Origin of the sequence: Amycolatopsis palatopharyngis, assembly GCF_003385185.1 — a bacterium.
Taxonomy (GTDB): domain Bacteria; phylum Actinomycetota; class Actinomycetes; order Mycobacteriales; family Pseudonocardiaceae; genus Amycolatopsis; species Amycolatopsis palatopharyngis.
The window spans coordinates 48,121-71,780 of record NZ_PQHZ01000026.1 but is presented as its reverse complement, the minus strand read 5'-3'; the positions used below and the strand labels follow the sequence as shown (position 1 = coordinate 71,780).

At 67.8% G+C, this 23,660-nt stretch carries 31 protein-coding genes; 9 read left to right on the top strand and 22 right to left on the bottom strand.

Annotated features, from left to right (window positions below; genetic code table 11):
* Positions 1-3: 3 nt before the first annotated feature.
* Together D0C15_RS19945 and D0C15_RS19940 are read right to left on the bottom strand one after the other, a co-directional pair.
* Positions 4-513: a DUF421 domain-containing protein gene (locus D0C15_RS19945; protein WP_116047728.1), complete on the bottom strand. Its 510-nt coding sequence runs from the start codon at positions 511-513 to the stop codon at positions 4-6.
* 27 nt (positions 514-540) lie between these two features.
* On the bottom strand, positions 541-1,131 hold the full coding sequence (locus tag D0C15_RS19940) for a hypothetical protein (RefSeq protein ID WP_245976038.1): 591 nt from the start codon (positions 1,129-1,131) through the stop codon (positions 541-543).
* A gap of 124 nt (positions 1,132-1,255) precedes the next feature.
* Between D0C15_RS19940 and D0C15_RS19935 the strand changes: the two genes are divergently transcribed.
* Together D0C15_RS19935 and D0C15_RS19930 are read left to right on the top strand one after the other, a co-directional pair.
* Positions 1,256-1,672, top strand: a complete 417-nt coding sequence (locus tag D0C15_RS19935; RefSeq protein WP_116047789.1) for a DUF4383 domain-containing protein — start codon at positions 1,256-1,258, stop codon at positions 1,670-1,672.
* A 44-nt stretch (positions 1,673-1,716) separates the two neighbouring features.
* Positions 1,717-2,304, top strand: a complete 588-nt coding sequence (locus D0C15_RS19930; protein ID WP_116047725.1) for a DUF1360 domain-containing protein — start codon at positions 1,717-1,719, stop codon at positions 2,302-2,304.
* Positions 2,305-2,365: 61 nt separating this feature from the next.
* Here D0C15_RS19930 and D0C15_RS19925 read toward each other — a convergent pair whose 3' ends face one another.
* Positions 2,366-5,446: an FAD-binding and (Fe-S)-binding domain-containing protein gene (locus D0C15_RS19925; RefSeq protein ID WP_342768587.1), complete on the bottom strand. Its 3,081-nt coding sequence runs from the start codon at positions 5,444-5,446 to the stop codon at positions 2,366-2,368.
* Between the two features lie 79 nt (positions 5,447-5,525).
* Between D0C15_RS19925 and D0C15_RS19920 the strand changes: the two genes are divergently transcribed.
* Both D0C15_RS19920 and D0C15_RS19915 read left to right on the top strand, forming a co-directional pair.
* A complete protein-coding gene (locus tag D0C15_RS19920) occupies positions 5,526-7,316 on the top strand; it encodes a thiamine pyrophosphate-requiring protein (protein WP_116047722.1) in 1,791 nt (596 codons plus the stop codon).
* 3 nt (positions 7,317-7,319) lie between these two features.
* Positions 7,320-8,423, top strand: coding sequence for an enolase C-terminal domain-like protein (locus D0C15_RS19915; protein ID WP_116047720.1), 1,104 nt, complete (start codon positions 7,320-7,322; stop codon positions 8,421-8,423).
* 60 nt (positions 8,424-8,483) lie between these two features.
* Here the strand turns inward: D0C15_RS19915 and D0C15_RS19910 are convergent, their stop codons facing one another.
* From D0C15_RS19910 to D0C15_RS19840, 16 genes are all read right to left on the bottom strand, one after another.
* A complete protein-coding gene (locus tag D0C15_RS19910; RefSeq protein WP_162830159.1) occupies positions 8,484-8,966 on the bottom strand; it encodes an ATP-binding protein in 483 nt (160 codons plus the stop codon).
* A gap of 149 nt (positions 8,967-9,115) precedes the next feature.
* Entirely contained in the window at positions 9,116-9,463 is a 348-nt protein-coding gene (locus D0C15_RS19905) for a hypothetical protein (RefSeq protein WP_116047715.1), read from the bottom strand.
* On the bottom strand, positions 9,463-10,074 hold the full coding sequence (tmk, locus tag D0C15_RS19900) for a dTMP kinase (RefSeq protein ID WP_245976035.1): 612 nt from the start codon (positions 10,072-10,074) through the stop codon (positions 9,463-9,465). Before tmk ends, D0C15_RS19905 begins: the two co-directional genes overlap by 1 nt.
* Before the next feature lie 4 nt (positions 10,075-10,078).
* The gene (locus D0C15_RS19895) at positions 10,079-10,654 is read right to left on the bottom strand and encodes a 3'-5' exonuclease (RefSeq protein ID WP_116047710.1); all 576 of its coding nucleotides are present in this window, start codon (positions 10,652-10,654) and stop codon (positions 10,079-10,081) included.
* Positions 10,651-11,376: a hypothetical protein gene (locus D0C15_RS35110; protein WP_245976033.1), complete on the bottom strand. Its 726-nt coding sequence runs from the start codon at positions 11,374-11,376 to the stop codon at positions 10,651-10,653. The genes D0C15_RS19895 and D0C15_RS35110 overlap by 4 nt, the downstream gene beginning before the upstream one ends.
* 2 nt (positions 11,377-11,378) lie before the next feature.
* Positions 11,379-11,801, bottom strand: coding sequence for a hypothetical protein (locus tag D0C15_RS35105; RefSeq protein WP_245976031.1), 423 nt, complete (start codon positions 11,799-11,801; stop codon positions 11,379-11,381).
* A 117-nt stretch (positions 11,802-11,918) separates the two neighbouring features.
* A complete protein-coding gene (locus D0C15_RS19885) occupies positions 11,919-12,788 on the bottom strand; it encodes a helix-turn-helix domain-containing protein (RefSeq protein WP_116047707.1) in 870 nt (289 codons plus the stop codon).
* Positions 12,760-13,272 (bottom strand): DUF6879 family protein, encoded by a 513-nt coding sequence (locus D0C15_RS19880; RefSeq protein WP_342768589.1) that lies wholly within the window; start codon positions 13,270-13,272, stop codon positions 12,760-12,762. Before D0C15_RS19880 ends, D0C15_RS19885 begins: the two co-directional genes overlap by 29 nt.
* A gap of 32 nt (positions 13,273-13,304) precedes the next feature.
* Positions 13,305-13,682: a hypothetical protein gene (locus tag D0C15_RS35100; RefSeq protein WP_245976028.1), complete on the bottom strand. Its 378-nt coding sequence runs from the start codon at positions 13,680-13,682 to the stop codon at positions 13,305-13,307.
* 69 nt (positions 13,683-13,751) lie between these two features.
* Positions 13,752-14,810 carry a glucose 1-dehydrogenase gene (locus D0C15_RS19870; protein ID WP_116047701.1) on the bottom strand — a complete coding sequence of 353 codons (1,059 nt, stop codon included), beginning with the start codon at positions 14,808-14,810 and terminating at the stop codon, positions 13,752-13,754.
* A gap of 26 nt (positions 14,811-14,836) precedes the next feature.
* Entirely contained in the window at positions 14,837-15,247 is a 411-nt protein-coding gene (locus D0C15_RS19865; protein WP_116047699.1) for a four-helix bundle copper-binding protein, read from the bottom strand.
* 38 nt (positions 15,248-15,285) lie between these two features.
* Positions 15,286-15,675, bottom strand: coding sequence for a hypothetical protein (locus D0C15_RS19860; protein WP_116047696.1), 390 nt, complete (start codon positions 15,673-15,675; stop codon positions 15,286-15,288).
* Between the two features lie 83 nt (positions 15,676-15,758).
* Positions 15,759-16,190, bottom strand: coding sequence for a PPC domain-containing DNA-binding protein (locus D0C15_RS19855; RefSeq protein ID WP_116047694.1), 432 nt, complete (start codon positions 16,188-16,190; stop codon positions 15,759-15,761).
* A gap of 44 nt (positions 16,191-16,234) precedes the next feature.
* Positions 16,235-17,176, bottom strand: a complete 942-nt coding sequence (locus D0C15_RS19850) for a YihY/virulence factor BrkB family protein (protein WP_116047691.1) — start codon at positions 17,174-17,176, stop codon at positions 16,235-16,237.
* 78 nt (positions 17,177-17,254) lie between these two features.
* Positions 17,255-18,709, bottom strand: a complete 1,455-nt coding sequence (locus D0C15_RS19845; protein ID WP_116047689.1) for a DUF2867 domain-containing protein — start codon at positions 18,707-18,709, stop codon at positions 17,255-17,257.
* Between the two features lie 9 nt (positions 18,710-18,718).
* Positions 18,719-18,910: a hypothetical protein gene (locus D0C15_RS19840; protein WP_116047686.1), complete on the bottom strand. Its 192-nt coding sequence runs from the start codon at positions 18,908-18,910 to the stop codon at positions 18,719-18,721.
* 157 nt (positions 18,911-19,067) lie between these two features.
* Between D0C15_RS19840 and D0C15_RS19835 the strand changes: the two genes are divergently transcribed.
* A complete protein-coding gene (locus tag D0C15_RS19835) occupies positions 19,068-19,388 on the top strand; it encodes a DUF2795 domain-containing protein (RefSeq protein WP_116047684.1) in 321 nt (106 codons plus the stop codon).
* Positions 19,389-19,412: 24 nt separating this feature from the next.
* Here D0C15_RS19835 and D0C15_RS19830 read toward each other — a convergent pair whose 3' ends face one another.
* The gene (locus D0C15_RS19830) at positions 19,413-19,658 is read right to left on the bottom strand and encodes a hypothetical protein (protein WP_116047681.1); all 246 of its coding nucleotides are present in this window, start codon (positions 19,656-19,658) and stop codon (positions 19,413-19,415) included.
* A 138-nt stretch (positions 19,659-19,796) separates the two neighbouring features.
* Between D0C15_RS19830 and D0C15_RS19825 the strand changes: the two genes are divergently transcribed.
* Positions 19,797-20,423 (top strand): alpha-ketoglutarate-dependent dioxygenase AlkB, encoded by a 627-nt coding sequence (locus D0C15_RS19825; RefSeq protein WP_116047678.1) that lies wholly within the window; start codon positions 19,797-19,799, stop codon positions 20,421-20,423.
* A gap of 87 nt (positions 20,424-20,510) precedes the next feature.
* Positions 20,511-20,780 (top strand): ANTAR domain-containing protein, encoded by a 270-nt coding sequence (locus D0C15_RS19820; RefSeq protein ID WP_116047676.1) that lies wholly within the window; start codon positions 20,511-20,513, stop codon positions 20,778-20,780.
* Here D0C15_RS19820 and D0C15_RS19815 read toward each other — a convergent pair whose 3' ends face one another.
* Positions 20,781-21,023 (bottom strand): hypothetical protein, encoded by a 243-nt coding sequence (locus D0C15_RS19815; protein WP_116047673.1) that lies wholly within the window; start codon positions 21,021-21,023, stop codon positions 20,781-20,783.
* 88 nt (positions 21,024-21,111) lie between these two features.
* Here D0C15_RS19815 and cmtR point away from each other — a divergent pair, with 88 nt between their 5' ends.
* On the top strand, positions 21,112-21,438 hold the full coding sequence (cmtR, locus tag D0C15_RS19810) for a Cd(II)/Pb(II)-sensing metalloregulatory transcriptional regulator CmtR (protein WP_116047670.1): 327 nt from the start codon (positions 21,112-21,114) through the stop codon (positions 21,436-21,438).
* A gap of 99 nt (positions 21,439-21,537) precedes the next feature.
* Positions 21,538-23,370: a DNA helicase RecQ gene (recQ, locus tag D0C15_RS19805; protein ID WP_211323266.1), complete on the top strand. Its 1,833-nt coding sequence runs from the start codon at positions 21,538-21,540 to the stop codon at positions 23,368-23,370.
* Between the two features lie 6 nt (positions 23,371-23,376).
* On the opposite strand, the gene D0C15_RS19800 is transcribed toward recQ, so the two are convergent.
* Positions 23,377-23,634, bottom strand: coding sequence for a hypothetical protein (locus D0C15_RS19800; protein ID WP_116047782.1), 258 nt, complete (start codon positions 23,632-23,634; stop codon positions 23,377-23,379).
* Between the last annotated feature and the right edge of the window lie 26 nt (positions 23,635-23,660).

Here is a 23,660-nt window from a genome sequence, read left to right as displayed (position 1 = left end):
GGTTCAGGACTCCTCCGACTCGCGGGCGATGCGGCGGCTCGCCTCCCGGTTCTTCTCCCGTTCCGACTCGCTCTGCACCGGGATGATGCTGATCCCGCCCGAGCTCTCCAGCACGGCGTACTCGATCTGGTCCATCCGCAACAGGCCTTGACTCTTCCTGGCCGACGCGAGGATGTCGTCGGTGCTGATGTGTTCCTTACGCAGCCGCTCCTGCAGTGGCCTGCCGTGCTCCACCAGCACCAGCGGCGCTCCCTCGGCCAGCCTGCTGAACGCCGTGGAGCGGGACTTCAGCATGTCGGCGACGCGGTCGAGCGACACCAGGGTGAGAATCGCCAGCGCCGCCGTGGTGATCGAGAAGTCGTCACCGAGCAGCGCCTGCTGGGTGGCCTCGCTGATGATCAGCAACAGCACCAGGTCGAAGGTCGTGACCTGGGACAGTGTTCGCTTTCCCGACAGCCGGAACAACAGCATCAGGATCAGGTAGATGACCAGCGCGCGCAGAATGATGTCCACTGTGTACTCCTCGTTCCCGTCGCCGCGTCAGGGGTAGACGAACTGCCAGAGCGAAGCCTGCCCGCCGGAACCGCTTTCGATCGTCGCCGTGCGTACCCCGGCCCCGGAGCTAGGACGCAGGTCGAACCGCACGGTCAGGGCAGCGTCCCCCGCGGCGGAGAACTCGTAGACGAAACGGCCGTCCCGCGCGGTGACCGAGTCCGGTTCGGGCGTCACGGACTGGACCTCGTTGCTGGTCAGATATGCCTGGTCGAGGGCGAGGCTGACGGAGCCCTCCTCCGCGCTGCCCGGCGGAAACTCGGCGACCAGCGTGCTCTCCCCGAGGTTGCGGACGAACCGGTCGTAGCTCACCGACATACTGCCGTCGCCGGCCGATACCGTCGCGTCACCGGCGAGCCCGCCACCCCACACGCCCAGCAGGCCGGCGATCACGATCAGGCCCATGACCAACCAGCCGATCCGGTCGATCCGCCACTCGCGTACCTGGAACGAGGGCTGCTCGGAGACCAGGTCCGCGATATCACTCTTGCGCAGGCGCACACTCGCCTCCTCGGCACCGGAACTCGCCAGAAGCCCTGGTGTTCCCGCTTCTGCCTGCCCGAAACCCGGAACGATCACGAGGGGGTGAACGCGCGTTTGACCGGTGGCGCTCCGGGTACGCGGAGTGTTCGGAAAACAGCCATCACCGAATCGAGGTGACAAAGTGAGTGAAACGGTCAAGCCGGCGACCTCACCTGTGCGGATGGCCGCATATGCCGTGTCCGCGGTGTTCCTGCTCGTCGGCATCCTGGGCTTCGTCCCGGGTGTGACGACGCAGTACGACCGGATGGAGTTCTGGTCGGTGGACTCCGATGCGTTGCTGCTCGGGATCTTCGCGGTGTCGATCCTGCACAACCTGGTGCATCTGGCGTTCGGGATCGTCGGCTTCGCGATGGCGATGCGTCCCGGTGGCGCCAAGGCGTATCTGATCGGTGGCGGGGTGATCTACCTCGCGCTGTGGATCTACGGACTGGTGATCGACCAGGACAGCGAGGCGAACTTCGTCCCGCTCAACGACGCCGACAACTGGCTGCATCTCGGTCTCGGAATCGGGATGATCCTCCTCGGCCTCCTGCCCAGTGGCGCGCGTTCGCGCGTCGGGACGGTCGACCGTTCCTGAGCCAGCCTCGCGGACAACAGCCGGACCACAACCAGGAGCTGCGAATGTCAGCACTGACCAGGACCGCCAGCCGGATCCGCGAGTTGTACCAGGGAGACGCACAGCGCCCCCTGCGCGGATACGTGGTGGTGCTGGGCACCTACGGCGCCCTGGCCGGCGCGCTCACCGCCGCCGGCCGGGCGCTCGGTGTCCGGGTACCCGAACGCGTCGGCCTCGGCGACACCGTGCTGTTGACCATCGCGACGCACAAGGCCAGCAGGTTGCTGGCCAAGGACACGATCACCAGCCCGCTGCGCGCGCCGTTCACCCGTTACCAGGAGCCTGCGGGACAGTCCGAACTGAACGAGTCGGTCCGCGGGCAGGGAGCCCAGCACGCGGTCGGCGAGGTGCTCACCTGCCCGTTCTGCCTCGCGGTCTGGGTCGCGTCCGGTCTCACCGCGGGGCTGGCGTTCGCACCGCGGCAGACCCGGCTGATCAGCACGATGCTCACGGTCGTCGCGGGCGCCGACGCGCTGCACCTCGCCTACGACGGCGGAAAGCAACTGCTGACGCGGGTGTCGAAAGAGGCACAACAAGCACAGCAAGCACAACGTGCACAGCAGGCACGACCGGCCGGCCCAGGCGTGGGCTGACGACCGCGAGCGGGACCATCCTTCGTGAAGCGCCCTCGGCTGGGGTACTCGTGTGTTCCACTCATCGTGTCGTCCTCTGTGCCTGCGCGGTCGACCTGCGGTCTCGGCCGCGGAGCCGGTCGCGCAGTGACCGGGCGGCGAGCACGATCGGCGCGACCAGCAGGGCCGCCGTCGCCACGACGATCGCCGTCTTGGCCAACGGCGAGGGTGGGGTGGGCCTGCCGGGCACGGGCTCGCCGTCGCGTACGGCGGCGGCGAGCACCTCGGCGCTGTGCAACGCGACAGCACCGCCCCCTGCCTGTTCGATCTGCGTGCGGCAGCTGAACCCGTCCGCGAGCACCAGCGTGTCTTTCTCCGCGCCCCGCACCGCGGGCATCAGCTTGTCCTCGGCGCAGGCCATCGACACGTCGTAGTGGCCACGCTCGAAGCCGAAGTTGCCCGCGAGACCACAACATCCCGCGTCCAGCACCTCCACGTCCACTCCGGACTCCCGTAACACCCTCGCGTCGGTGTCGAAGCCGAGGATCGCGTGGTGGTGACAGTGCGGCTGGGCGATGGCGCGGCGGTTCTCCCGGGCCGAGGGGCGCCAGTCCGGCGCGCGTTCGGCCAGTAGCTCGGCAATCGTGCGGGTCTGCCCGGCCAGCCGGTGGGCGTCGGTGTCCCCGTGCAACAACTCCGGGAGATCCGAGCGGAATACGGCCGCACAACTCGGTTCGAGCACCACCACCGGCGTTCCGTCACTCAGCTGCGGGCGCAACGTCTCGAGCGTTCGACGCAGCACCCGCTTGGCGGTATCGAGCTGGCCGGTGGAGATCCAGGTCAGTCCACAGCAGACAGTCCGATCCGGAACCCGCACGGTGAAGCCGGCGGCTTCGAGGACGTCCACCGCCGCCTTCGCGACGTCCGGGTGGAAGCCGTTGGTGAAGGTGTCCGGCCACAGCAGGACCTCTCCCCTGTCCCCCGCGGGCCGGCGAGCACGAAGGGCGAACCAGTCGGAGAATCGTTCCCCGGCGAACAACGGGATCTCCCGCCGCCGGTCGACGCCGCCCACCGCCTTGAGTAAGCCGCTCAGTCCCGCCGTGTGGGCGAGGGCGTTGACCCACCTCGGCGCGAACCCCGCGAGCCTTGCCCACAGTGGGAGCCAGCCCATCGAGTAGTGCGCGGCGGGCCGGACGCGCCCCGCGAAGTGGTGCGCGAGGAACTCGGCCTTGTAGGTGGCCATATCGACGTTGACCGGGCAGTCACTGCGGCAACCCTTACAGGCCAGGCACAGATCGAGCGCGTCGTGCACGGCCCGCGACCGCCAGCCCTCGGTGATGACGTCCCCGTTCAGCATCTCGAAGAGGAGCCTGGCACGACCACGCGTGGAATGTTCCTCCTCGCGCGTCGCGCGGTAGCTGGGGCACATCACCCCGCTCTCCTCACCGCGGCATTTGCCGACGCCGACACATCGGCCGGCCGCGCGGCTGAAGCGGTGGTCGTCGTCGGGATAGGCGAAATGCGTCTCCGGTTCCCACGGGCGGAAATCCGCGCCCTGCCGCAGGTTCGCGTCCAGTGGGTCGGGATGCACGACCTTACCGGGGTTCATCCGGTTGTCCGGGTCGAACAGCGCCTTGCACTCCTTGAACGCCGCGACGATGGCGTCACCGAACATCAACGGCAGCAGCTCACCCCGGGACTGACCATCGCCGTGCTCCCCCGACAGCGATCCGCCGTAGGAGATCACCAGCCGTGCCGCTTCCTCGACGAACTCACGGTAGTGGGCGATCCCCTCGGCGGTCGTCAGGTCGAACGGGATCCTGGTGTGTACGCAGCCCTGCCCGAAGTGGCCGTACAGCGCCGCCGATCCGTAGTCGTAGCGGTCCAGCATCTCGCGGAAGTCGCGCAGGTAGTCACCGAGGCGTTCCGGCGGCACGGCCGCGTCCTCCCATCCCTCGTGGGTCTCCGGGCCCTGTGGTGGGTAGGCCGTGGCTCCCAGTCCGGACTCGCGGGCCTCCCAGAGGTTCTGTTCCTCCTCCGGTTCATTGAGCAGTGCCGTCGACGGCGCCCGAGGGCCCGCACCGAGTGCTTCGATCAGCGCTCGTGCCTTGTGATCGGCCTCGGCCTGGTCGCTGCCGGTGAACTCCACCATCAGCCAGCCACTGCCCTCCGGCAGTTCACGCAACGCCTTCTCGGCGAGCCCTCGGCTGTGTTCCAACTCGATGAGCCGGTCGTCGAGCCCCTCCAGCGCGGAGGGCTCGTACGGCAGTACGTCGGTGACCGCGTCGGCGGCCAGCGTCACGTCCGGGTAGCCGAGTACGACAAGGGTGCTCGCCGCGGGCGCCTCGACCAGTTCGAGTTCCGCGCGCAGCACCGTGACGAGGGTGCTCTCACTGCCGACGAGCGCCTCGGCCAGGTTGAACCGGTTCTCCGGCAGCAGTGAGTCGAGGTTGTAACCGGACACCCGCCGGGGAATGTCCGGATAGCGGGTCCGGATCTCGGCGAGGTGGCGATCGCGCAGGCTCCGCAGGCCCCGGTAGATCTCCGCCTTGCGCCCGCCCTCGGCCAGGATCGCCGCGTACTCCTCATCGCTGGTCTCGCCCACCCACATGCGCAGCCCGTCGTAGGTGAGCACCTCCAGCCTGCGCACCGATTCGGCCATCTTTCCGAAGGCCTGAGCGGTGGCTCCGCAGGAGTTGTTACCGATCATGCCGCCGATCGTGCAGCTGACATGAGTGGAAGGTTTCGGCCCCACCATCAGCCCGTGTTCGGCGAGGTCGTCGTTGACGTTGTCCAGCGAGACGCCCGGCTCCATGACGGCGATCCCGCGTTCGGTGTCCACCGAAGCCAGCCGGGTGCAGTACTTGCTCCAGTCGATCACCACGGCGACGTTGCAGCACTGGCCGGCCAGACTTGTCCCGCCGCCACGGGAGAGCACGGGAACGTCGTGCTCCCGGCAAACCGCGATCGCCTGCTCCCCGTCGTCCACCGTGTACGGCAGCACCACCCCGATCGGCACCTGGCGGTAGTTCGACGCGGCGGTCGAGTAGGTGGCGCGACTGCCCGCGTCGAAGCGGACCTCCCCTCGCACCCGCCGTCGCAGATCCTCCTCGAGCGCCTGATACGGAACCGTCGGCATCGGGAGCTGCTGGCTGGTGCTCACTCGTCCTCCCCACAGGGTTGAGCCCGTCGATGGCGGGTAGCCGGTGGCAAAGGAATGCCCGACTGAGCGAGGAGGAAACATGCCCGAGACGGTTGGCGACTACCTGCTGAAGCGCCTGCGGGACTGGGGCGTCGAGGAGGTGTTCTCCTACCCGGGCGACGGAATCAACGGAATCGTCGCCGCGTTCGAGAAGTCCGGCAACGAACCACGCTTCGTCCAGTCCCGGCACGAGGAGATGTCGGCGTTCCAGGCGGTCGGCTACGCCAAGTTCAGCGGCCGGGTGGGAGTCTGCATGGCGACATCCGGCCCGGGCGCCATCCACCTGCTCAACGGGCTCTACGACGCGAAACTCGACCACGTCCCCGTGGTGGCCATCGTCGGGCAGACCGCGCGCAGCGCGATGGGCGGTCACTACCAGCAGGAGGTCGACCTCCAGTCGCTGTACAAGGACGTGGCCAGCGAATACGTCGTCGAGGTGAACGTCGCCGAGCAGCTGCCGAACGCCATCGACCGCGCGATGCGTACGGCGGAAGCCTCCCGCGCGCCGACAGCGGTGATCATTCCCGCGGATCTGCAGGAGGAGGAGTACACACCGCCGCAGCACGCGTTCAAGCACGTTCCCTCCAGTCCACCGAGCAGTGCCAGGTCCGTCATGGTGCCCCCGGAGGACGAGCTCGCCCGCGCGGCCGACGTGCTCAACGCCGGCGAGAAGGTCGCCGTCCTGATCGGACAGGGCGCGCGCAATGCCGCCGACGAGGTCAGGCAGGTGGCCGAAGTCACCGGCGCGGGGGTGGCGAAGGCATTGCTCGGCAAGGACGTACTGCCGGACGACCTGCCCTACGTCACCGGGTCGATCGGCCTGCTGGGCACCAGGCCCAGTTACGAGCTCATGCGCGATTGCGACACCCTGCTCATCGTGGGGTCCAATTTCCCGTACACGCAGTTCATGCCGGAGTTCGGTCAGGCCAGGGCGGTACAGATCGACATCGACGGCGGGTTGATCGGGATGCGCTACCCGACGGAGGTCAATCTGGTCGGCGAGGCGAAGGGCACGCTGCGCGCACTGCTGCCGCTGCTGCGGCACAAGCAGGACCGCTCCTGGCGGGAGACGATCGAGCAGAACGTCGCCGACTGGTGGGACACCATGGAGCAGCAGGCGATGCTGGAGGCCAAGCCGGTCAACCCGATTCGGGTGGTGCACGAACTGTCGCCGCGTATCCCCGAGGACGCGATCGTCACAGCGGACTCGGGATCGTCGACCAACTGGTACGCGAGGAACCTGAAGATGCGAGGCCGGATGCGCGGCTCCCTCTCCGGCACCCTCGCGACCATGGGGCCCGGCGTGCCTTACGCGATCGGCGCCAAATTCGCCCATCCCGACCGGCCGGTGATCGCCCTCGTCGGCGACGGCGCCATGCAGATGAACGGGCTTGCCGAACTGATCACCATCGCCAGGTACCAGAAGCTCTGGAAGAACCCCTGCCTCGTCGTCTGCGTGTTCCACAACAACGACCTGAACCAGGTCACCTGGGAGCTGCGGGCGATGGGCGGCTCACCGAAGTTCGAGGAGTCCCAGGCCATCCCGGACATCTCCTACGCCGACGTGGCGCGTTCGCTCGGGCTCGATGCGGTCGCCGTCGAAACCCCGGACGCGCTGGGCGACGCCTGGGACCGCGTGCTCGCCGCCGACCGGCCCGCGGTACTCGACGTACGCTGCGACCCCGAGGTGCCGCCGATCCCGCCGCATGCCACGTTCGAGCAGATGAAGTCCACCGCGGAGTCCGTGCTCAAGGGTGACCCGAATGCCTGGCACCTGATGCTGCAGGGCGCGAAGACGAAGGTGCAGGAGTTCATCCCGAACCGCCGCTGACTCATGACCGACTACGCGATCGAGGACCTGACCGCCTCGGCCTACCGGATCCCGACCCCGGGCCCGGAGGCCGACGGCACCCTGCACTGGGACGGCACGACGATCGTTGTCGTGCAGGTGCGCTGCGGTGGCGTGACCGGCCTTGGCTGGACCTATGCCAACGAGGCCTGTGTGGAGCTCGTGCACGGGGTGCTCGCCGACGAGCTGCGGGGCCGGGACGTGCTGGACACCCCGGCCTGCTGGCACGCCATGCAGCGCCGCGTGCGCAACCTGGGCCGGGTCGGCCTGGTGTCGTGCGCGATGTCCGCTGTGGACATCGCGCTCTGGGACGCCGCCGCACGGCTGCGGGAGATGCCGCTGTGCCGCCTGCTCGGCCGGGTGCACGACCGCGTCGACGTCTACGGCAGCGGCGGTTTCACCACCTACGACGACCCCCGGCTCAGCGCACACCTGGAGGACTGGGTCGGCACGCGGGGAATTCCCCGGGTGAAGATCAAGATCGGCGAGGGGTGGGGCACCGCCGTCGAGCGGGACATCGCCCGTGTGGCCAGGACAAGGCAGGTCGCGGGCGCGACGGCCGAGGTGTACGTGGACGCCAACGGCGCCTACAGCGCCGCCCAGGCCGCGAGGGTGGGCGCCCGGCTCGCCGAGTGGAACGTCACCTGGTTCGAGGAGCCGGTGTCCAGCGACGACCTTGACGGGCTCCGGCGTGTCCGGGACGCGGTGCCAGCGGACGTCGCGGCCGGGGAGTACGGCTACGACCTGCCGTACTTCCGCCGGATGATCGACAACGACTCGGTGGACTGCGTGCAGGTGGATGTCACCCGCTGCGGCGGGTACACGGAATGGCTGCGGATCACCGCCCTGGCCGCGGCGGCCAACCTCGAGGTCTCGGCGCACTGTGCACCGAACGTCTCGGTGCCGGCGGCGGTCGCCACCGCGAACTTCCGGCACGTCGAATGGTTCGCCGACCACGACCGCATCGAGCCGATGCTGTTCACCGGCACACTGGATCCGAGCGGCGGATGGGTGGAGCCGGACCTGTCCGCGCCGGGGCACGGCCTCGCCCTTTCGGCGGACGCGGCAGACTCCTACCGCCTCCGCTGAGCGAAGCGGCAGCGCCACCCCAGGCGGCAGCGCCCTCGATTTTGCCGAGCGAGCGCGGTCCTAGCGCGAGGGATACATGTTTTCCAGGCCGGCTCGAACTCTGCGGAGAAGGTCGAATTCTTGGGGGGCTGGTTCTGGCGAACTGCGCGGGGACGGCGTTGGCTTCACTGGCCGCCTGGGCAGCCCGACGGCCGATTGCTCGTAAACGCCGAGTTCGGCCCACATCACCCGGCCGTGCTGGGTGAGGTGCGATCCCCACCGCCCCGCCCGAGCGTCGACGAGGGCCAGGCCGCTGCCTTCCGGCAGTTCGGCATCCTCTGGAAAGACCAGCGCCTCATCGTGCTCGTCGATCACTTCGAAGGTGATGTGCCGTTGGTAGCCGAGCAGCCGCAGCCGGAACAGGTGCGGTTCAGTGATGTCCCGGTAGCTCACGACGTCGGCCGGCCCGGTCTGCTTCACGCTGAAGGCCACCAGCTCGCCCGCGACTGCTTCCATGTCCGGCTCGATGAACGTGGCACTCCACTTACGCAGCGTCTCCGCCACGAACAGACGGGTCACGGGGGCAGCCGTGGGCAGCGCTACCAGGTGCAGCGAGTCCGAGAACCGCGGTTTCTCGCGCGTACGGGATACCTCGGCCTCGGCAGGAAGGTCACCGACTGGGAACCAGGACTCTTGCGGTGCGAGCGTCGCCATCACGGCGTCCACAACAGACTTGACCGTTTGACCAGATACGGCGCACCCGGTTGCCCGGGTTCCGGCAGCCCCAAGATGTCCTGAATGACTTCTCGGAGGTCCGCCCTTTGCCTGAACCACAAGCAGCCGCCGCCATAGGCGTCGTCCAACACACGGGCGGCGCTGACGTTGGTGCGGTCGAAGACGAACAGGGCGTCGGTATACTGCTGGCGGCTGAAGCTTCCGGCAATGCCAGCCAGTTCGCGCTCGTCGTACAGTGGCCGGAACGTCCACCCGGCCTCGCGCACGGCCATCAGGTCGCGCAGCTCGGGATAGCGGCGAATCGCAGCCTCATTCATCAGATCCATCAGCCGACCGCCTCACTCGGCGCGAGCAGTGCCGTCAGTTCACGACGAATGACCGATGCGGACTGTTCGGGTGGGCGCTTGGTGCAGTCCACCCGCAGCACGTCGAAGCCGGCTTCTTCCAACGTGTCCGTCGCCTGCCGGTAGTAGTTGACTTCCCGGCGACTGGTTCCGGGCGAGCGCTGGAAGCGGTTGTGCGGCCCGCGCGCTTCCAACCGTTCGGCGATCACGTCCGGGTCGGCTTCCAGAATGACGGCCAAGTCAGGCCGCTGCACCTCTTCGTTGATCTGCCAGAGGAACACCGGGTCAACGTCGTCGAACCGTTGGATCACCAGGCCGGAGGCCACGTAGCGATCAGAGATGACGACGTGGCCCTTCCTGACGTACGGCGCGATCTCCGTCTCGATGTGGCTGTAACGGTCCGCCGCGTACAGACAGGCGAGCGCGTGCCCGGTGACGATTTCGGTCAGCTCTGACGCGAGCGCGCCGATCGGCCCGGACGATGGTTCGGCGGTGACGTGAACGTGGTGGCCTTGGGCGAGCAGCATGTGAGCCAAGTGCCGCACGATCGTCGTCTTGCCCGCGCCACTCGGCCCATCGACGCTGACGAACAACCCGTTAGAAGAGGGCCGGGTCATCACGACCTCCCTCTGTCGGCTGGTCGCGCAGTTCCTCGAGCGTCCGCCCGCCTGCGAGCAGAATGAACAGCCTTGCTGTCACGATGGCGTCATACGTGGCCCGGTGCGGCTGGCGATCCTCCTTGAGGCCGTCCGCGAGCTCGAACTCCTCCACCAGGGCCCCGAGACGGTACTTCTTGCGGCCGGGCAGCAGGCGGCGGCCCAGTTTCAGCGTGTCGAACAGTTCCGGGCACTCCCAACCAGGGAGCTTGCGCCGGAGCACGCCAACATCAACGTGGGCGTTGTGTGCGATCAGGGCCGGGGCGTCGAGCGCCTTCAGCACGTCAGCCTCGACGGCGGCGAACGTGAGTGCGTCGGCCACCTGCTCGTTGGTAATGCCGTGGATCTTGCGGGCGAAGTGCGTGATCGGCTGGTCGGGCTTGACCAGCCAACTCAGTGGCTCCCGGACGATCCCGCCGACGATCGGCACGACGGCCAGCTCCACCAGGTCGGGCGGCTGGTGGCCGTTGCCCTCCACGTCCACCACGACGTAGTCCAGGGTGGTCCAGTCCGTCATGCCGATGGTTCCTTCCAGCCGATGTCAGCCCGCCCGTGGCGGTTCTGGTGGTGCGGGTGGTGCTGGTCATGTACCTGGAAGCCAAGCGCGTGCTGCAGGAAGTAGCGCGGATGCTCGGTGGCCAGGCCCGACACGATGGCCGCCCGTTTGCTGATGTCTACGACCTGCAGGGCGTCGGCCTCGGGCAACACGCGGGCGGCCTGCTGGATGTCTTCAGCGGTCGGCACCTGGTGGGCCATCGAACAGACTTCAAGCTGACTCAAGGGGCAGATGTCGCACAACTCCCGAATTCCGTAGTGGCCGTTGTAGTCCGGCAGGTTATGCACGTACGACACCGCACAGGAGGTCTTGCGGAACAAGGCGGCCGAACTGGAGAAGGTGTCCAGCACCCGACGTTCCAGCGTCTCCGGCACGATCTTCCGCCGCGCTGTCCCGTCGTACGGCTCCGACAAGCCGTTGGCCTTGTAGTACTCGGCGATCTGATCCCGGTAGAACAAGCCTGTGAACACCGTGGCGTCGGCGTGCTCGCTGAGTTCGAAGGCGGCGGCCAGGTGCTCGTCGCCATCGTTCAGCCCCGGAACCAGCGGACGCCAGTACAAGATCGTGCGGTACTTCCGACGCAGCGGCGCGCTCATCAGCTTCAGCGACGTGGCCGCCACCCGCGACGGGTACGGCTCAATACCCGGATCAGCAATCCCCGAATACGTGAACAGCAACGTCACCTTCAGGTGGCGAAGCGGTTCAGCCGATCCACGTCATCCGGCTTCAACTGGTGCCGCGTGATGATCAGAATGTGGTTGGTCAGCTCGCGCTCGTCCAACTCCTCCAGCACGGCGTAGGTGTGCGGACGGACCTTCGGCAAGAACGGCTCAGTCGCACGGTTGAACACCTGAATAGGCGTCACGTGCGGCTGGAAGTAGCGGTGAGCCACCAGTTCGTCGATGGCCTGGGCGTCGGACATGAGCGCGACGGGCTGGTCCTTGTCCCACAAGCCGTACGTGTGACGAATGCAGTAGGCGCACCCAAGCGGGCACCCCTGTATGTGGTTGAGGCTCAGACCGCTCTTGCGGTACTCGACCACCTCACGCGCACGGTCAGGCGGGCGGTCGATCTGGTCTTTCGTCAGCAGTGGAACCGAAACGGCCACGGAATCTCCCAAGGTCAGGCGGGTGACACTGGGGAGAGTAAGCAGCACACTACTGGATTGCCAGCAATTTTCTCGAGTTTGCTCGAAAATCTGCTGCCCTGGCTCCGGTCGAGCAAATCAGGAATCGGTTGCCTCGGCTTCGGCGGCGCGTTCTTGCATGACGCGGCCAATGATCGCGCGGGCCGTCGCGCCGTAGCTCGCTACGGCGGCGTGCTGATCGAAGATCGAGGCGTACAGCTCGATCTCGTCAGGCTGACGCAGGTTCAGCTCGGCCGAGTACGACTCGAAGCGCACCAACTGGTCATCCAGCAGCATGAAGCCGTGGCGAGGGTCCGTGACGTACTGCGTGTCGAAGCCGATGATTCCAAGCTTGACGTTTCGCATGGTGGTGATCGCCATGAGGCGGTCGAGCTGCCCGAGCATGGTCTCAGTGGAGACGAGGCGGTAGCGGAGCGCGGCCTCGGTCAGAACGAAGTGGAAGCGCTTATCCGAGCGGTACAGCATTTCTTGGCGCTGCATACGCGACTTGACGGCCTCGTCGATGTCGTTCGGGATTCCGTGCACCATGACGACTCGGGCGAAAAGAGAGCGCGCATACTCGGGAGTTTGGACAAGCCCAGGGATGACCGTATTCTCAAAGCTCCGATAGAACTTGGTCTTCTCGTCCGTCTGCGACAGCGTGAGCTGGTGCGCCTTCAAGCCCGACTTGAGGACGCGCTGCCACTCGGCGTGCTGCTGCTCAAGGTTATTGAGCGCCGCGAGCAGGCTGACGGCCTGGTCTTCGGCCTTCGTTGCCCTCGTCCAGGCATGAATGTCGTCGTCGGTTGGGGTCTGCTTGCCGTTCTCTATCTTGGAGACCTTGGACCCCACCCATGACAACGACTCCGCGAGCTGCCTGCCGGACAGGTCGGCTGAGGTGCGCAGCTCGCGGAGTCGTTTGCCAAGCGCATTCCGCGCCTCATCGACGCTGGTCGTCCCGCTGCTCATACTTGGCGACAAACTCATCTCTGCTCATGGCGTGATGACGCGCGGCGTCACGCCAGTAGTTGTGCTCAACGATCACCGAGGAATCCTCGATGACCTCAGCTCCGAGGAAGCGGTCATCTTCGCCGAAGGTCATCCTGACCAGCTTGCGCGAGTCGAACAGCCAGTAGTCGTGGTTGGGCAGGTCGAGGTGCTCGGCAACGTCGCGCTGAAGGTAACGGATGTCTTCTCCGGCTTCAGTCGTGAACTGGGCCGCCCACAAGCCAAATCGGTTGTATTCGGACAACGGCACGCTGACGATCCGAACCCGTGCGAAGCGCCTGCCCTCCGCGGTTGCCTGACGGATCATGCTGAACCAGGTCTCCGCCCACGACAGGTCAACCTGCTCGCCAGCTCGGAAGCGGCGGAACGACTCAACCTCGCGCGGCGCGTTGTAGGTCTCCCGCACTTCCAGGCGGAAGGCCGTGTGCTCGAACGACTGGAACAGCTGACTAAACTCGGGGCCGGGCTTGATGAAAGTCAGGTGTCTCCCTCCGTCTCCTGCTGGTAGCGGCGGGCGTACATCTTCAGGACATCCTCGGGAATCTCGATCAGGGTCTCGTGGTCGGGCACTGGACCCACGTCGGCCAGCACCTGCGGGTCGGTGACCTTCCAGCCCTGGGCGATGTATGTCACTCGGTCCGTCCGATCGGTGGCGAACAGCGTAGGCGACTCACCCTCGATGGAGTCGGGGTCTTTCCCAAGAAACTCGGCGCGCACGGCCAACCCCTTGCTCGAAGCTGGCGAAAATTGCTCGTCAAGCGTGACGGAGGGCGCCGCAACTGTCAACGGCGGGCAAACAGGAGTGGCGTACTCGGCTGGGATCAGCGCCTGCCGCAGCGGCACCGCGTGCTCCATCATGAGCATGGTCGGAACAGCCACACACCGGCCAACATCAAGATCAGCGGGTAAACTGGCTGCCGGCGCTCAGGCCTCGCCCGTCAGATCGAGCACGACCTTGACGTCGTCGTCGCCCGCGGTGAACGCGGACGCGAACTCGGTCAGCGGAACCTTTCTGGTGATCAGCCGCGCCAGCCAGTCCGCGTCGGCTTTCGCCAGAGTCCCGGCGGCCATCCGGTAGTGGTTCAGGTTGGCGTTGACCGAGCCGATGATCGCGTCGTTCTCCAGTACGACCTCCCGGTTCACCTCCCCGGCGTCGAACCGCAGCGGGCGCCCAGGGGAGGAAACCCCGGTGAGGCACACGATCCCGTACGGCCCGGTGATCGTCATCGCGTCGATGACCAGTGCGCCGGCTCCGGTCGCCTCGATGACGACATCCGGCTCCACCTCGGACGCCACCTCCGCCATGCCCTCGTGGTGATACGTCGCGCCGAGTTCGGCCACCAGTCCTGGTTTGGGCCCGTCTGTGACCCGGTCGAGCACGTGCACGTCCAAACCCCGCTGGGCGCCGATCATCGCGGCGAGCAGGCCGATCGGCCCCGCACCGGTGATCAGGACCGAGCGCGGGTCGAACCAGGCGCGGGAACCGACCTTGTCGATCTGCTCCCAGGCCTTCGCCACGACTGTGGTGGGTTCCAGGAGAACTCCGGTTCCCGCGAGTGCCGGATCCAGTTTCACCGCGTAGTCGCATTCGACGAGCCAGCGTTCACTCGCGAAGCCGTCGATGCCCTTGATGCCACGTTCGGTGTACTTTCCGTTGCGGCACATGTCGAACTCACCGTGGGCACAGGCGCCACAGGGCACGGGATCCGGTCGCCGGACCACACCGACGACGAGGTCCCCCGGCTCGAACCCGCTGCCTTGCGGCGCCCGCGCGACACGGCCGAGCGACTCGTGCCCGAGCACCAGCCGGGAACTGCCCTCGGGTGCCACCCCGTACTCGCCGCCCGCGATCTCCTTGTCAGTCCCGCACACGCCAACGGCCAGTCCGTCGACCAGCAACTCGCCCGGGCCCGGTTCCGGCTCGGGGGCCTGCACGACGGCCAGGGAGTCCCGTTCGCCAGGAACCACGGTCAGCGCACGCATCGTTCCTCCTCGCCTGGCGATGCCGGTCAGCCCAGTGATTCGACCAGCGCGTTACAGGCCTGCTCGCAGCGGCGGCACTGCTGCGCGCACAGATCGCAGTGCTCGTGCATCGACGCGTGCTGCTCGCACTCGTCGGCACAGGAGCGGCACACCGTGGCGCAGGCCCGCAGGATCTCCCTGGTGATGTTCGCGTCGTAGCCAGTATGGCGGGAAAGGACACGCGCGGTGGTCTCGCAGATGTCCGCACAGTCCAGGTTGGACCGGACGCACTTGCGTAGCATCGGCAGCTGTTCGTCCGCCTCGGACAGACAGGCGTCTGCGCAGGCGGTGCAGGATTGGGCACAGGAAAGGCATTCCTCGATGCAGCGCACCAGTGCTTCCCGATCGATATCGCCAAGATCAGCGGGATAGCTGCGGACCATGTCCGAAACGGCCATGTTCACTCCTCACACATCACGTCCCGACCGGTCGCGGATCAGGCGTCCTCGCGGCCGGGATTCTCCAGCCGGAAGAAGTTGCTCCGCTGGCCGTCCTTACGCTCCTCCTGATACAGGAAGTTCAGCTGCCGCTGATCGAACGTGTCGAACCACTCGTCCCAGCTGACCTCCTTGAGATCGTCTCCGCCGTAACCGGGGAAGTCGAACCTGAGCACACCGAGGCGTTCACCGTGCTCGGTACCCGGCACGGTCGCGGGTCTGGCGTCGCGTGCCTCGGCCCACTTCTTGATCACGTCGTGGTTCGTGGTGGCAAGGCTGCGCCCCGCGCGCTCCGGCTGGTCGTCCGGGGACTGGATCTCCTGCGCGTACTTCAGTGAGTTCGACTCGTTCTTGCCGGTGCGCGACTCGGTGTCGCTGTTCTTGCTCATCTCGAAACCTCCTCGGCGCACGGGTTACCCAACACCTCGCGTACCAATCGCCGTACTCGCAGCGTGCGCTCGGGCTCGGGTCCTCACAGGTCGATCAGTGCCAGTCCGACGCTCTCGTCGAACCGGCGAGTCACCTGACGCGGGGATTCGGTGACCATCACCTCCAGCGTGGGGCGCACGACGGCGGCGAGCAGGTGCCCGCCGCGGGTGGTGCCGTCGCGCAGACCGACCACCCCGTGCGCGTGCAGCTTCCTGCCGTCCTCCCCCGCGACGATGTTTCCCGCGAGGGTCAGGACCTCGACCTGCTCGGCCACCGGGTTCTCCAAGTAGCGCCGCTCGTCGAGGTCGAAGTAGCCAAGGGTGACCGACCGGAACGCGCCGATCGCGGTGAAGCTCGCCGCGTGCAGGCCCTCGGCCTCGGCGAACGCGCCGAGTTCCGCGAGCACGTCCTCCCCGGTGTCGAGCACCACCACGTGCGTGCGTGGCGGCCCGTCCCCCAGCAGTTTGCTGCGCATTGTCCGGCTCCTTCCAATGACGACCGCGTGAATGTGTTCGACGGCTACCCGTTGTGCCGCCGGCCTATCCGCCGGGCGCCGTCCCGGACGCGCGGCCCACGCCGCAGTACCGCGTCGACCTCGGCGCCGAAGAGCACCGAGAAGGACGACAGGTACAGCCACAGCAGCAACACGACAATGCCGGCCAGGGTCCCGTAGGTCCCCTGGTAGCGGCCGAAACCTTCGACATAGAAGGAGAAGGCCACGGAACCGGCGAGCCAGAGCAGCACCGCCGCCGCCGTTCCCGCGCTGTACCAGCGCCACCTCCGGTGCTCCCGATCGGGCGCGTACCGGTAGAGCACGGTGAGCGCGGCACTGATCAGCACGAGGAGCCCGAGCCAGCGGACCGCGCTCACGATCCACCGCGCGCTATCCGGGACGCCCAGCACGTTCAGCACGACCGGCAGCGCCGCGACCGTGCCGAGCGCGATCGCCACGACCACGAGGGCGCCGAGGGTCAGCACCAGCGCGAGGCCGCGCAGCCGGAGGAACCCCCTGGTCTCCGGGCGGTCGTAGGCACGGTTGATGCCACCGATGAGTGCCCGCATCGCCGTGGACGTGCTCCACAGCACCGCGACGACACTGGCCAGCAGCCCGAAGGTCAGGCCGCTGTCGCCGAGTTCCGCGGCGGAACGCAGCTGCCGGACGACAAGATCGCTCGCGCCGCCGGGCAGCGCGGACACGATGGGTTCGATCTGGTCGCGGACGTACTGGGCGTCGGCGACCAGCGCGAAGATCGTGAGCAGCGCGATCAGCGCCGGCACCAGCGCGAGCATGCCGAAGAAGGCGATACCGGCAGCGGCCAGCATCAGCTGGTCCTCGCGGATCTCGTGCACAACTCCTTTCGCGACCGCCCACCAGGTGCCAGGCCCGGGGGACGCCTCCTGGTGTCGGTGCTGCTTCCGCTCGGTCAACCCGAACTCCCGGTGGTCGTCGGCAGGATCCACGCGTATTCCTGTGCCTGCCGGGTAGCCGCTGCCGAAGGATCCAATCGCACCGAAGGGTCAGCCGAGCCCTGGGCGGGTTCATCTCCGCTGTGCGCGAGCCGGCCGGTCCGCCGGCCCCGGCGACGGACGAACGGCACGGACGCGGCTCGCGTGGGCGGTGATGTTGTGGGCCATCACCGCGAACACGAGATCGTGCACGGGTTTCTGCAGCCGCCAGTAGAGCCGCCCTGCGACCCCTTCCGGGATGAACACGATTCGCTGGTGGTATCTGCTGCCCGTGCCCGCCGCGACGGCGGTCAGTTCCAGCAGGGTCTCGCCGGGCGTCCGCAGGTCCGCCCGCAGGACCAGGCGGCGTCTCTCGTCGTCGCGCACACGTACCGTGCAGAAGTCCACGACGTCACCCGCCTTTAGTTCCGCCGCTCTTCCCCGGTACAGCCCGACTCCCCCGACCAGGTGGTCGAGCGCCCCGCGGGCCGCCCAGAGCAGGGGAACGTTGTGCCAGCCCTGTTCACCGCCGATACCGGTGATGACCCGCCACAGTTCGTCCGCGCTAGCCGCACAGGCCGCCGAACGATCGTCCACGTAGGACCCCTGTGGTCCGGCAGGCGAACGTGGTTCCGGTGTCGCGGTGGCACGCCGGATCGCCTTGTCCAGACTGGACGGTCCCTCCGCTGGCGGGGGCAACACGTCCGTGACGGGCCGGGCGGAGGCCACCAGGTCGTGGTCCAGCGAAGCGAACAGTGCCTTCGCGACCGCGGCGGGTACCGGAGTCAACGCCCCGGCGAGGTGGCCGGCCAGCCGGTGCGACCACAGCGGAGCCGGAACCGGCAGCCGGGTGCGTAGTCCCGCCACCCGCGCGCAGCGCTGAACGAGCCGGAAGTAGGTCAGCTCCTCGGGCCCCGAGAGGTCGAACACGCCGTTGACGGGATCGGGGCGCTCGGCCGCCGCGACGAGGTAGTGCAGCACGTCGCTCACCGCGACAGGAGCGCTGCGGTGGTTCATCCAGGACGGGTAGGGCACCAATGGACCCTGGCCGGCGAACCGGCTGAGCAGCTCGAAGCTGGCCGAGCCCGCTCCGACGATCATGGAAGCCTGCAGCACCAGCGCGGGCACCGGCGCCCGCGTGAGAATGTCGCCCACCTCGGCCCGGGAGGCCAGGTGCGTGGACGGCACCCGCCCGTCCACGGGACGGGTACCGCCGACATAGACGATCTGACGCACGCCCGCGTCGGCGGCCACACGCGCCAGGACGTTCGCGGCGACGCGGTCAACCTCCGCGAAGTTCGCGACGGCCAGTGAGTGCACGAGGTAGTAGACGGTGTCGGCGCCGCTCACGGCGCGGCGTACCGCGGCCTCGTCGGTGGCATCGGCTACGAACAGCTCGACTCCCCGCAGAGCGGCGAGCCCGGCGTCCGGTTTCCGCACCACCGCCGTCACCCGATGCCCGTGCCGGACCAGGACCGGAACCAGCTGGGATCCGAGGTAGCCCCCGGCACCCAGCACGGCGCACCTGCTTTGTGGGCGGGTGTGCACCTGTGGCGGTCAGGAGCGCTGGACAGGAACGGTGCCGCCCGCGTCCGCGCGCCTGCGCTCCCGGCAGGTCGTGCAGACCAGCGTCTGCCCGATCACGGACCCGTCCTCGCTGATCAGAGCGGCCACCGTGAGGCTGTCGTAACCACAGCGCTCGCAGGGCAGGGACGGGGAGTGCTTCTTGAACGCGATTCGCGTGTTCATCGGTCTCATTTCATCAGTCGAGAAGGGACAGACACCGAAGTGGTATTCCCCACACCGGCACGTCTACACCCCCAGGTTTCACCGGACCGCGAAGACGCCTTCCGCCAGCGGTTTCGGCGCCCCGACCGGGGGGTATGCGACCGCCGGAGGTGATCGCATGCATCAGACGACCGACGCCGACCGGCTGCGCAGCGCGCTCAACGAGGCCGACTTCCCCGCGAGCAAGGACGATCTCGTCCGGTACGCGGAACGCGCACAGGCGGATGCCGAGACCGTGCGAGCTATCCGGTCCATCCCACCGGTGGAGTACTCGAATCTCACCGAGGTCGTGCGTTCGGTGCCGCTGGAGGACGACCGGACGGATGCCGAACGAGCCGCGCAACGGAAGGACCACACCAAACCCGGCGTCGCGGAGCAAGAGAAGGAGACACCCAGCCACCCGATCGTGGAGGAACTGGGCGAGAACCGCGGCAGCTGAACCGCGGTCCCCCGCGATGGCCCGCTACTCGTTCTCGATCCGCATCGCCCGCTCCTCCGGGTCACCGGGCTTTTCCACCCCGGCCGGATCGGCGACCTGATCGGTCTCGCGGTCCCGACCGGTCCCCTCGTCGCCTGCCGGGGTGAACTGGGGTGCGGGCGTCTCGCTCTCCTGGCCCGGCGTACCGGCTGCCTCAGTTCCCGAGCGGGGCCCGGCCCCGGACTCGACCGCTTCCTGTTGTTCGCTCGGCCGATCGCCTGCTGGCGTCATCACCGCACCTCCACGCCTCGATCTCGGCCCGCGATCCCGCGCGCCGACGCTGGGCTACCCGCTCCCCGGCTGCCGAATCACCACACAGCGCGAACCTTGAAGTAGAACATCTGTTCGATCGTGAGGTACGGTGACCGCATGCACGACGCGCTGCAGGGCTCGCTGCTCGGTGACGGTGCCGAGATCGGCCTCGGACCGCTCACCGCGCTGCGCCGCACCACGCTCGGCGACGGCGCGTGGGTGGACGTCGCCGCAGGCTGGCTGACCGGTGCGGACGCGGTGTTCGAGCGGCTGGTCACCGACGTCGCCTGGCAGGCGGAACGCCGCCAGATGTACGACCGCGTCGTCGATGTCCCACGCCTGCTCAGCCACTACCCGGAGGACGCACCGCTGCCGGACCCGATACTGGAGGACGCCCGCGCGGCATTGAACCTGCACTACGCGGGTGAGCTCGGTGAGCGCTTCCGCACCGCCGGTTTGTGTTTCTACCGCGACGGAAGCGACAGTGTCGCCTGGCACGGGGACACGATCGGCCGCGGCAGGACCGAGGACACGATGGTCGCGATACTGTCCGTCGGCGCGGCCCGCCCACTGCTGCTCCGGCCCCGCTCCGGTGGCCCCACCCACCGCTACAGCCTCGGGCACGGCGATCTGATCGTGATGGGCGGTTCCTGCCAGCGAACCTGGGAGCATGCGGTTCCGAAGACGCGGAAATCCGTCGGGCCACGCATCAGCGTCCAGTTCCGGCCAGCGGGAGTCCGCTGAACCGGGCGGCGGACATCAGCGCGGTCGCGGCGCGGAACCCGGATCAGCCGCAGCGGCAACAGCCCCACCAGTGGCGCCCGGCGCCCGATGGTCAGTGCGCACAAGGAACGGGACCTGCGCCGTTCGAGCAGACTCGCGGAGCAGACGTTGACCGCGCTCAACGATCGGGTACTGGTGTCGCACGCCGTCGGGCTGGTGGCGGGGACCCTGGACACCGATCAGCACCGGGCCCGGGCCGCGTTGTCGGACTACGCGCTGCGGCAGAGGCGCCCACTGCCCGAGGTCGCCCGTGCCGTCACCGAAGGGAAACTGGATCCGAGCGCACTCGGTTCACCCTCGAACGCCGAAGCCGACTGATCAACCGAGGTCGGGGTCGGCCCGCTCGTCGGCGGCGGCGTTCACCATCGCGACCACGCGCTCGGCCTCCGCATCCTGGCCGTTCCCGCCGTACTCAGCGAAGAGATCCCCGCGGATGTCCGCTGCGCCATCGCCGCAGGTGGCTTGCCGGACACCGACATAGTCGTCCAGGTTGGCCCGGCTGTTCGCCCTGTTGAGGACCCTGCGCGCGAGTTCCTCGCCTGCGCCGGGTGGAAGTGCCATGGCATCGACGGTCCTCTTCGCCCGCCGGTTACGCCAGCTTGCCGGATAAATCGTCGGACATGTCACCAGCAAGTGTACTGTTCCTTCCATGCTCACCAGTGAGACGCGGGAGTCCGCGCTGGCCCGCTTGGGCCGCGCGCTGGCCGACCCTACCCGTTGCCGGATCATGGTGGCGCTGCTCGACGGCGTGCACTATCCGGGCCAGCTCGCCGAACGCCTCGAGCTGAGCAAATCGAACGTGTCCAACCACCTGTCGTGCCTGCGTGGCTGCGGCATCGTGGTGGCGACCTACGAGGGCAGGCAGGTCCACTACGCGTTGGCAGATCCCCACCTCGCCCGCGCGCTCGGCGAACTCGTGCAGGTCGTACTCGCAGTCGACCCTGGCGAGGAGTGCCTCGACCCCGCTCTCCCCTGACTGTCAGCAGCCGTCCTGGAACTCGGTTGCGCGATCACCATGACCGCGCAACCCGCGGCGCTCGGCCGCCCTGTCGGTCACACCTCGTACGATCGCCGGGTGGCATCCACCGATCTCGACACCGACCTGAGTGACGCACTGCGGATCCTGCGCCGCGTTTTCGGCTACGACACGTTCCGGGGCGAACAGCAGGACATCATCGAGCACGTGGCCGGCGGTGGCGACGCCCTCGTGCTGATGCCGACCGGTGGCGGCAAGTCACTCTGCTACCAGATCCCCGCACTCGTCAGGAGCGGGGTCGGCGTCGTGATCTCTCCGCTCATCGCGTTGATGCAGGACCAGGTCGACGCGCTGCGCGCGCTGGGGGTACGCGCCGGATTCCTCAACTCCACACAGGACGCGGGCGAGCGCCGTGCGGTGGAATCGGCGTTCCTCTCCGGCGAACTCGACCTGCTCTACCTGGCCCCGGAACGACTGCGGGTGGAGTCCACCTTGCGCTTGCTCGACCAGGGCAAGATCTCACTGTTCGCCATCGACGAGGCGCACTGTGTCGCCCAGTGGGGACACGACTTCCGGCCCGACTACCTCGCACTGTCCGGCCTGCACGAGCGCTGGCCGGAGGTCCCCAGGATCGCACTGACCGCGACGGCGACCGAGGCGACGCACACCGAGATCGCCACGCGGCTCGCTCTGCAACAGGGACGCCATTTCGTCGCGAGCTTCGACCGTCCGAACATCCAGTACCGGATCGCGGGCAAGAACGAGCCCCGTAAGCAGTTGCTCGACCTGCTGCGGACCGAGCACGCGGGCGACGCGGGGATCGTCTACTGCCTGTCGAGGGCTTCGGTGGAGAAGACAGCGGAGTTCCTTGTGCAGAACGGGATCGACGCCGTGCCCTACCATGCGGGGCTCGACTCGCGTACCCGCGCGCGCAACCAGTCCCGCTTCCTCAGGGAGGACGGGTTGGTCGTGGTCGCCACGATCGCGTTCGGCATGGGCATCGACAAACCCGACGTGCGGTTCGTGGCGCACCTGGATCTGCCGAAGTCGGTCGAGGGCTACTACCAGGAAACCGGCCGTGCCGGGCGCGACGGGCTGCCCTCCACCGCCTGGCTCGCCTACGGACTGCAGGACGTGGTGCAGCAGCGCAAGATGATCGACACGAGTGAGGGCGACGCCGCGCACCGCCGCAAGCTCGGCACGCACCTCGACGCCATGCTCGCGCTGTGCGAGACCGTGCAGTGCCGCCGGGTGCAACTACTCGCCTATTTCGGCCAGCACTCCACGCCGTGCGGCAACTGCGATACCTGCCTTTCGCCGCCACAGACCTGGGACGGCACCGTAGCCGCGCAGAAGCTGCTGTCGACCGTGTTCCGGCTCAAGCGCGAGCGGGGGCAGAAGTTCGGCGCGGGCCAGGTGATCGACATCCTGCTCGGCAAACGCACGCCGAAGGTGGCCCAGTTCGAACACGATTCGCTGCCGGTGTTCGGCGTGGGGACCGAACTGCGAGACACCGAGTGGCGTGGGGTCGTGCGCCAGCTGCTCGCACAGGGGCTGCTCGCCGTGGAGGGCGACTATGGTGCGCTCGTGCTCACCGACGCCAGCGGCGAGGTGCTCGGCAGGCAGCGGGACGTGCTGCTGCGTAAGGAACCAGAACGGGCGGCGCGAAACACGCGGACCGCGAAGGCCAAGGCGGCGGCAAAGGTCGATTTGTCCGACGAAGCCTCGGCCAGGTTCGAGCAGCTTCGTAGCTGGCGGGCCGCCACGGCGAAGGAACAGGGCGTTCCGGCGTACGTGATCTTCCACGACGCGACACTGCGCCAGATCGCCACCGATCAGCCTTCGACGCTGACCGAGCTGGGTGGCGTCAGTGGCGTCGGGGAGAACAAGCTCGCCAAGTACGGCCAGCAGATTCTGGACGCCCTGTCCTGACCGGGCTCAACGGCTCGCGATGATCCGTGAGCCGAGCCAGGCGCCGTAGGCAGCGAACGCCGCGAACCCGAGCTTTCGGGTGCGCCCGTTCGCGACCGCGAGTCCGATCGCGAGTTCGGAAGCCCCATTGCGGTACACCCAGCTACGAGTGTCCTCGGGGAACGCCGCGGCCGACACCGGCTCGAACACCTGCGGGGCGGCGAAATGCGCGGCGCCGGTGGCGGCGAGCAGAAATCCGAAAGTCGTGGCTGCGTTGCGGGCCATCGTGGCGGTTCCCTTCACGAAGGCGT

What these genes read in the sequence shown, in the direction of transcription:
- D0C15_RS19930 (WP_116047725.1), top strand. Translation starts at nt 1,717, where the DNA reads ATGTCAGCACTGACCAGGACCGCCAGCCGGATCCGCGAGTTGTACCAG.
- D0C15_RS19800 (WP_116047782.1), bottom strand. Translation starts at nt 23,634, where the DNA reads ATGGCCCGCAACGCAGCCACGACTTTCGGATTTCTGCTCGCCGCCACC.
- D0C15_RS19835 (WP_116047684.1), top strand. Translation starts at nt 19,068, where the DNA reads ATGCATCAGACGACCGACGCCGACCGGCTGCGCAGCGCGCTCAACGAG.
- cmtR (WP_116047670.1), top strand. Translation starts at nt 21,112, where the DNA reads ATGCTCACCAGTGAGACGCGGGAGTCCGCGCTGGCCCGCTTGGGCCGC.
- D0C15_RS19840 (WP_116047686.1), bottom strand. Translation starts at nt 18,910, where the DNA reads ATGAACACGCGAATCGCGTTCAAGAAGCACTCCCCGTCCCTGCCCTGC.
- D0C15_RS19905 (WP_116047715.1), bottom strand. Translation starts at nt 9,463, where the DNA reads ATGGATCTGATGAATGAGGCTGCGATTCGCCGCTATCCCGAGCTGCGC.
- D0C15_RS19865 (WP_116047699.1), bottom strand. Translation starts at nt 15,247, where the DNA reads ATGGCCGTTTCGGACATGGTCCGCAGCTATCCCGCTGATCTTGGCGAT.
- D0C15_RS19915 (WP_116047720.1), top strand. Translation starts at nt 7,320, where the DNA reads ATGACCGACTACGCGATCGAGGACCTGACCGCCTCGGCCTACCGGATC.
- D0C15_RS19920 (WP_116047722.1), top strand. Translation starts at nt 5,526, where the DNA reads ATGCCCGAGACGGTTGGCGACTACCTGCTGAAGCGCCTGCGGGACTGG.
- D0C15_RS19870 (WP_116047701.1), bottom strand. Translation starts at nt 14,810, where the DNA reads ATGCGTGCGCTGACCGTGGTTCCTGGCGAACGGGACTCCCTGGCCGTC.
- D0C15_RS19815 (WP_116047673.1), bottom strand. Translation starts at nt 21,023, where the DNA reads ATGGCACTTCCACCCGGCGCAGGCGAGGAACTCGCGCGCAGGGTCCTC.
- D0C15_RS19895 (WP_116047710.1), bottom strand. Translation starts at nt 10,654, where the DNA reads ATGACGGACTGGACCACCCTGGACTACGTCGTGGTGGACGTGGAGGGC.
- D0C15_RS35100 (WP_245976028.1), bottom strand. Translation starts at nt 13,682, where the DNA reads ATGGAGCACGCGGTGCCGCTGCGGCAGGCGCTGATCCCAGCCGAGTAC.
- D0C15_RS19885 (WP_116047707.1), bottom strand. Translation starts at nt 12,788, where the DNA reads ATGAGCAGCGGGACGACCAGCGTCGATGAGGCGCGGAATGCGCTTGGC.
- D0C15_RS19855 (WP_116047694.1), bottom strand. Translation starts at nt 16,190, where the DNA reads ATGCGCAGCAAACTGCTGGGGGACGGGCCGCCACGCACGCACGTGGTG.
- D0C15_RS19860 (WP_116047696.1), bottom strand. Translation starts at nt 15,675, where the DNA reads ATGAGCAAGAACAGCGACACCGAGTCGCGCACCGGCAAGAACGAGTCG.
- D0C15_RS19825 (WP_116047678.1), top strand. Translation starts at nt 19,797, where the DNA reads ATGCACGACGCGCTGCAGGGCTCGCTGCTCGGTGACGGTGCCGAGATC.
- D0C15_RS19935 (WP_116047789.1), top strand. Translation starts at nt 1,256, where the DNA reads ATGGCCGCATATGCCGTGTCCGCGGTGTTCCTGCTCGTCGGCATCCTG.
- D0C15_RS19830 (WP_116047681.1), bottom strand. Translation starts at nt 19,658, where the DNA reads ATGACGCCAGCAGGCGATCGGCCGAGCGAACAACAGGAAGCGGTCGAG.
- D0C15_RS19820 (WP_116047676.1), top strand. Translation starts at nt 20,511, where the DNA reads ATGGTCAGTGCGCACAAGGAACGGGACCTGCGCCGTTCGAGCAGACTC.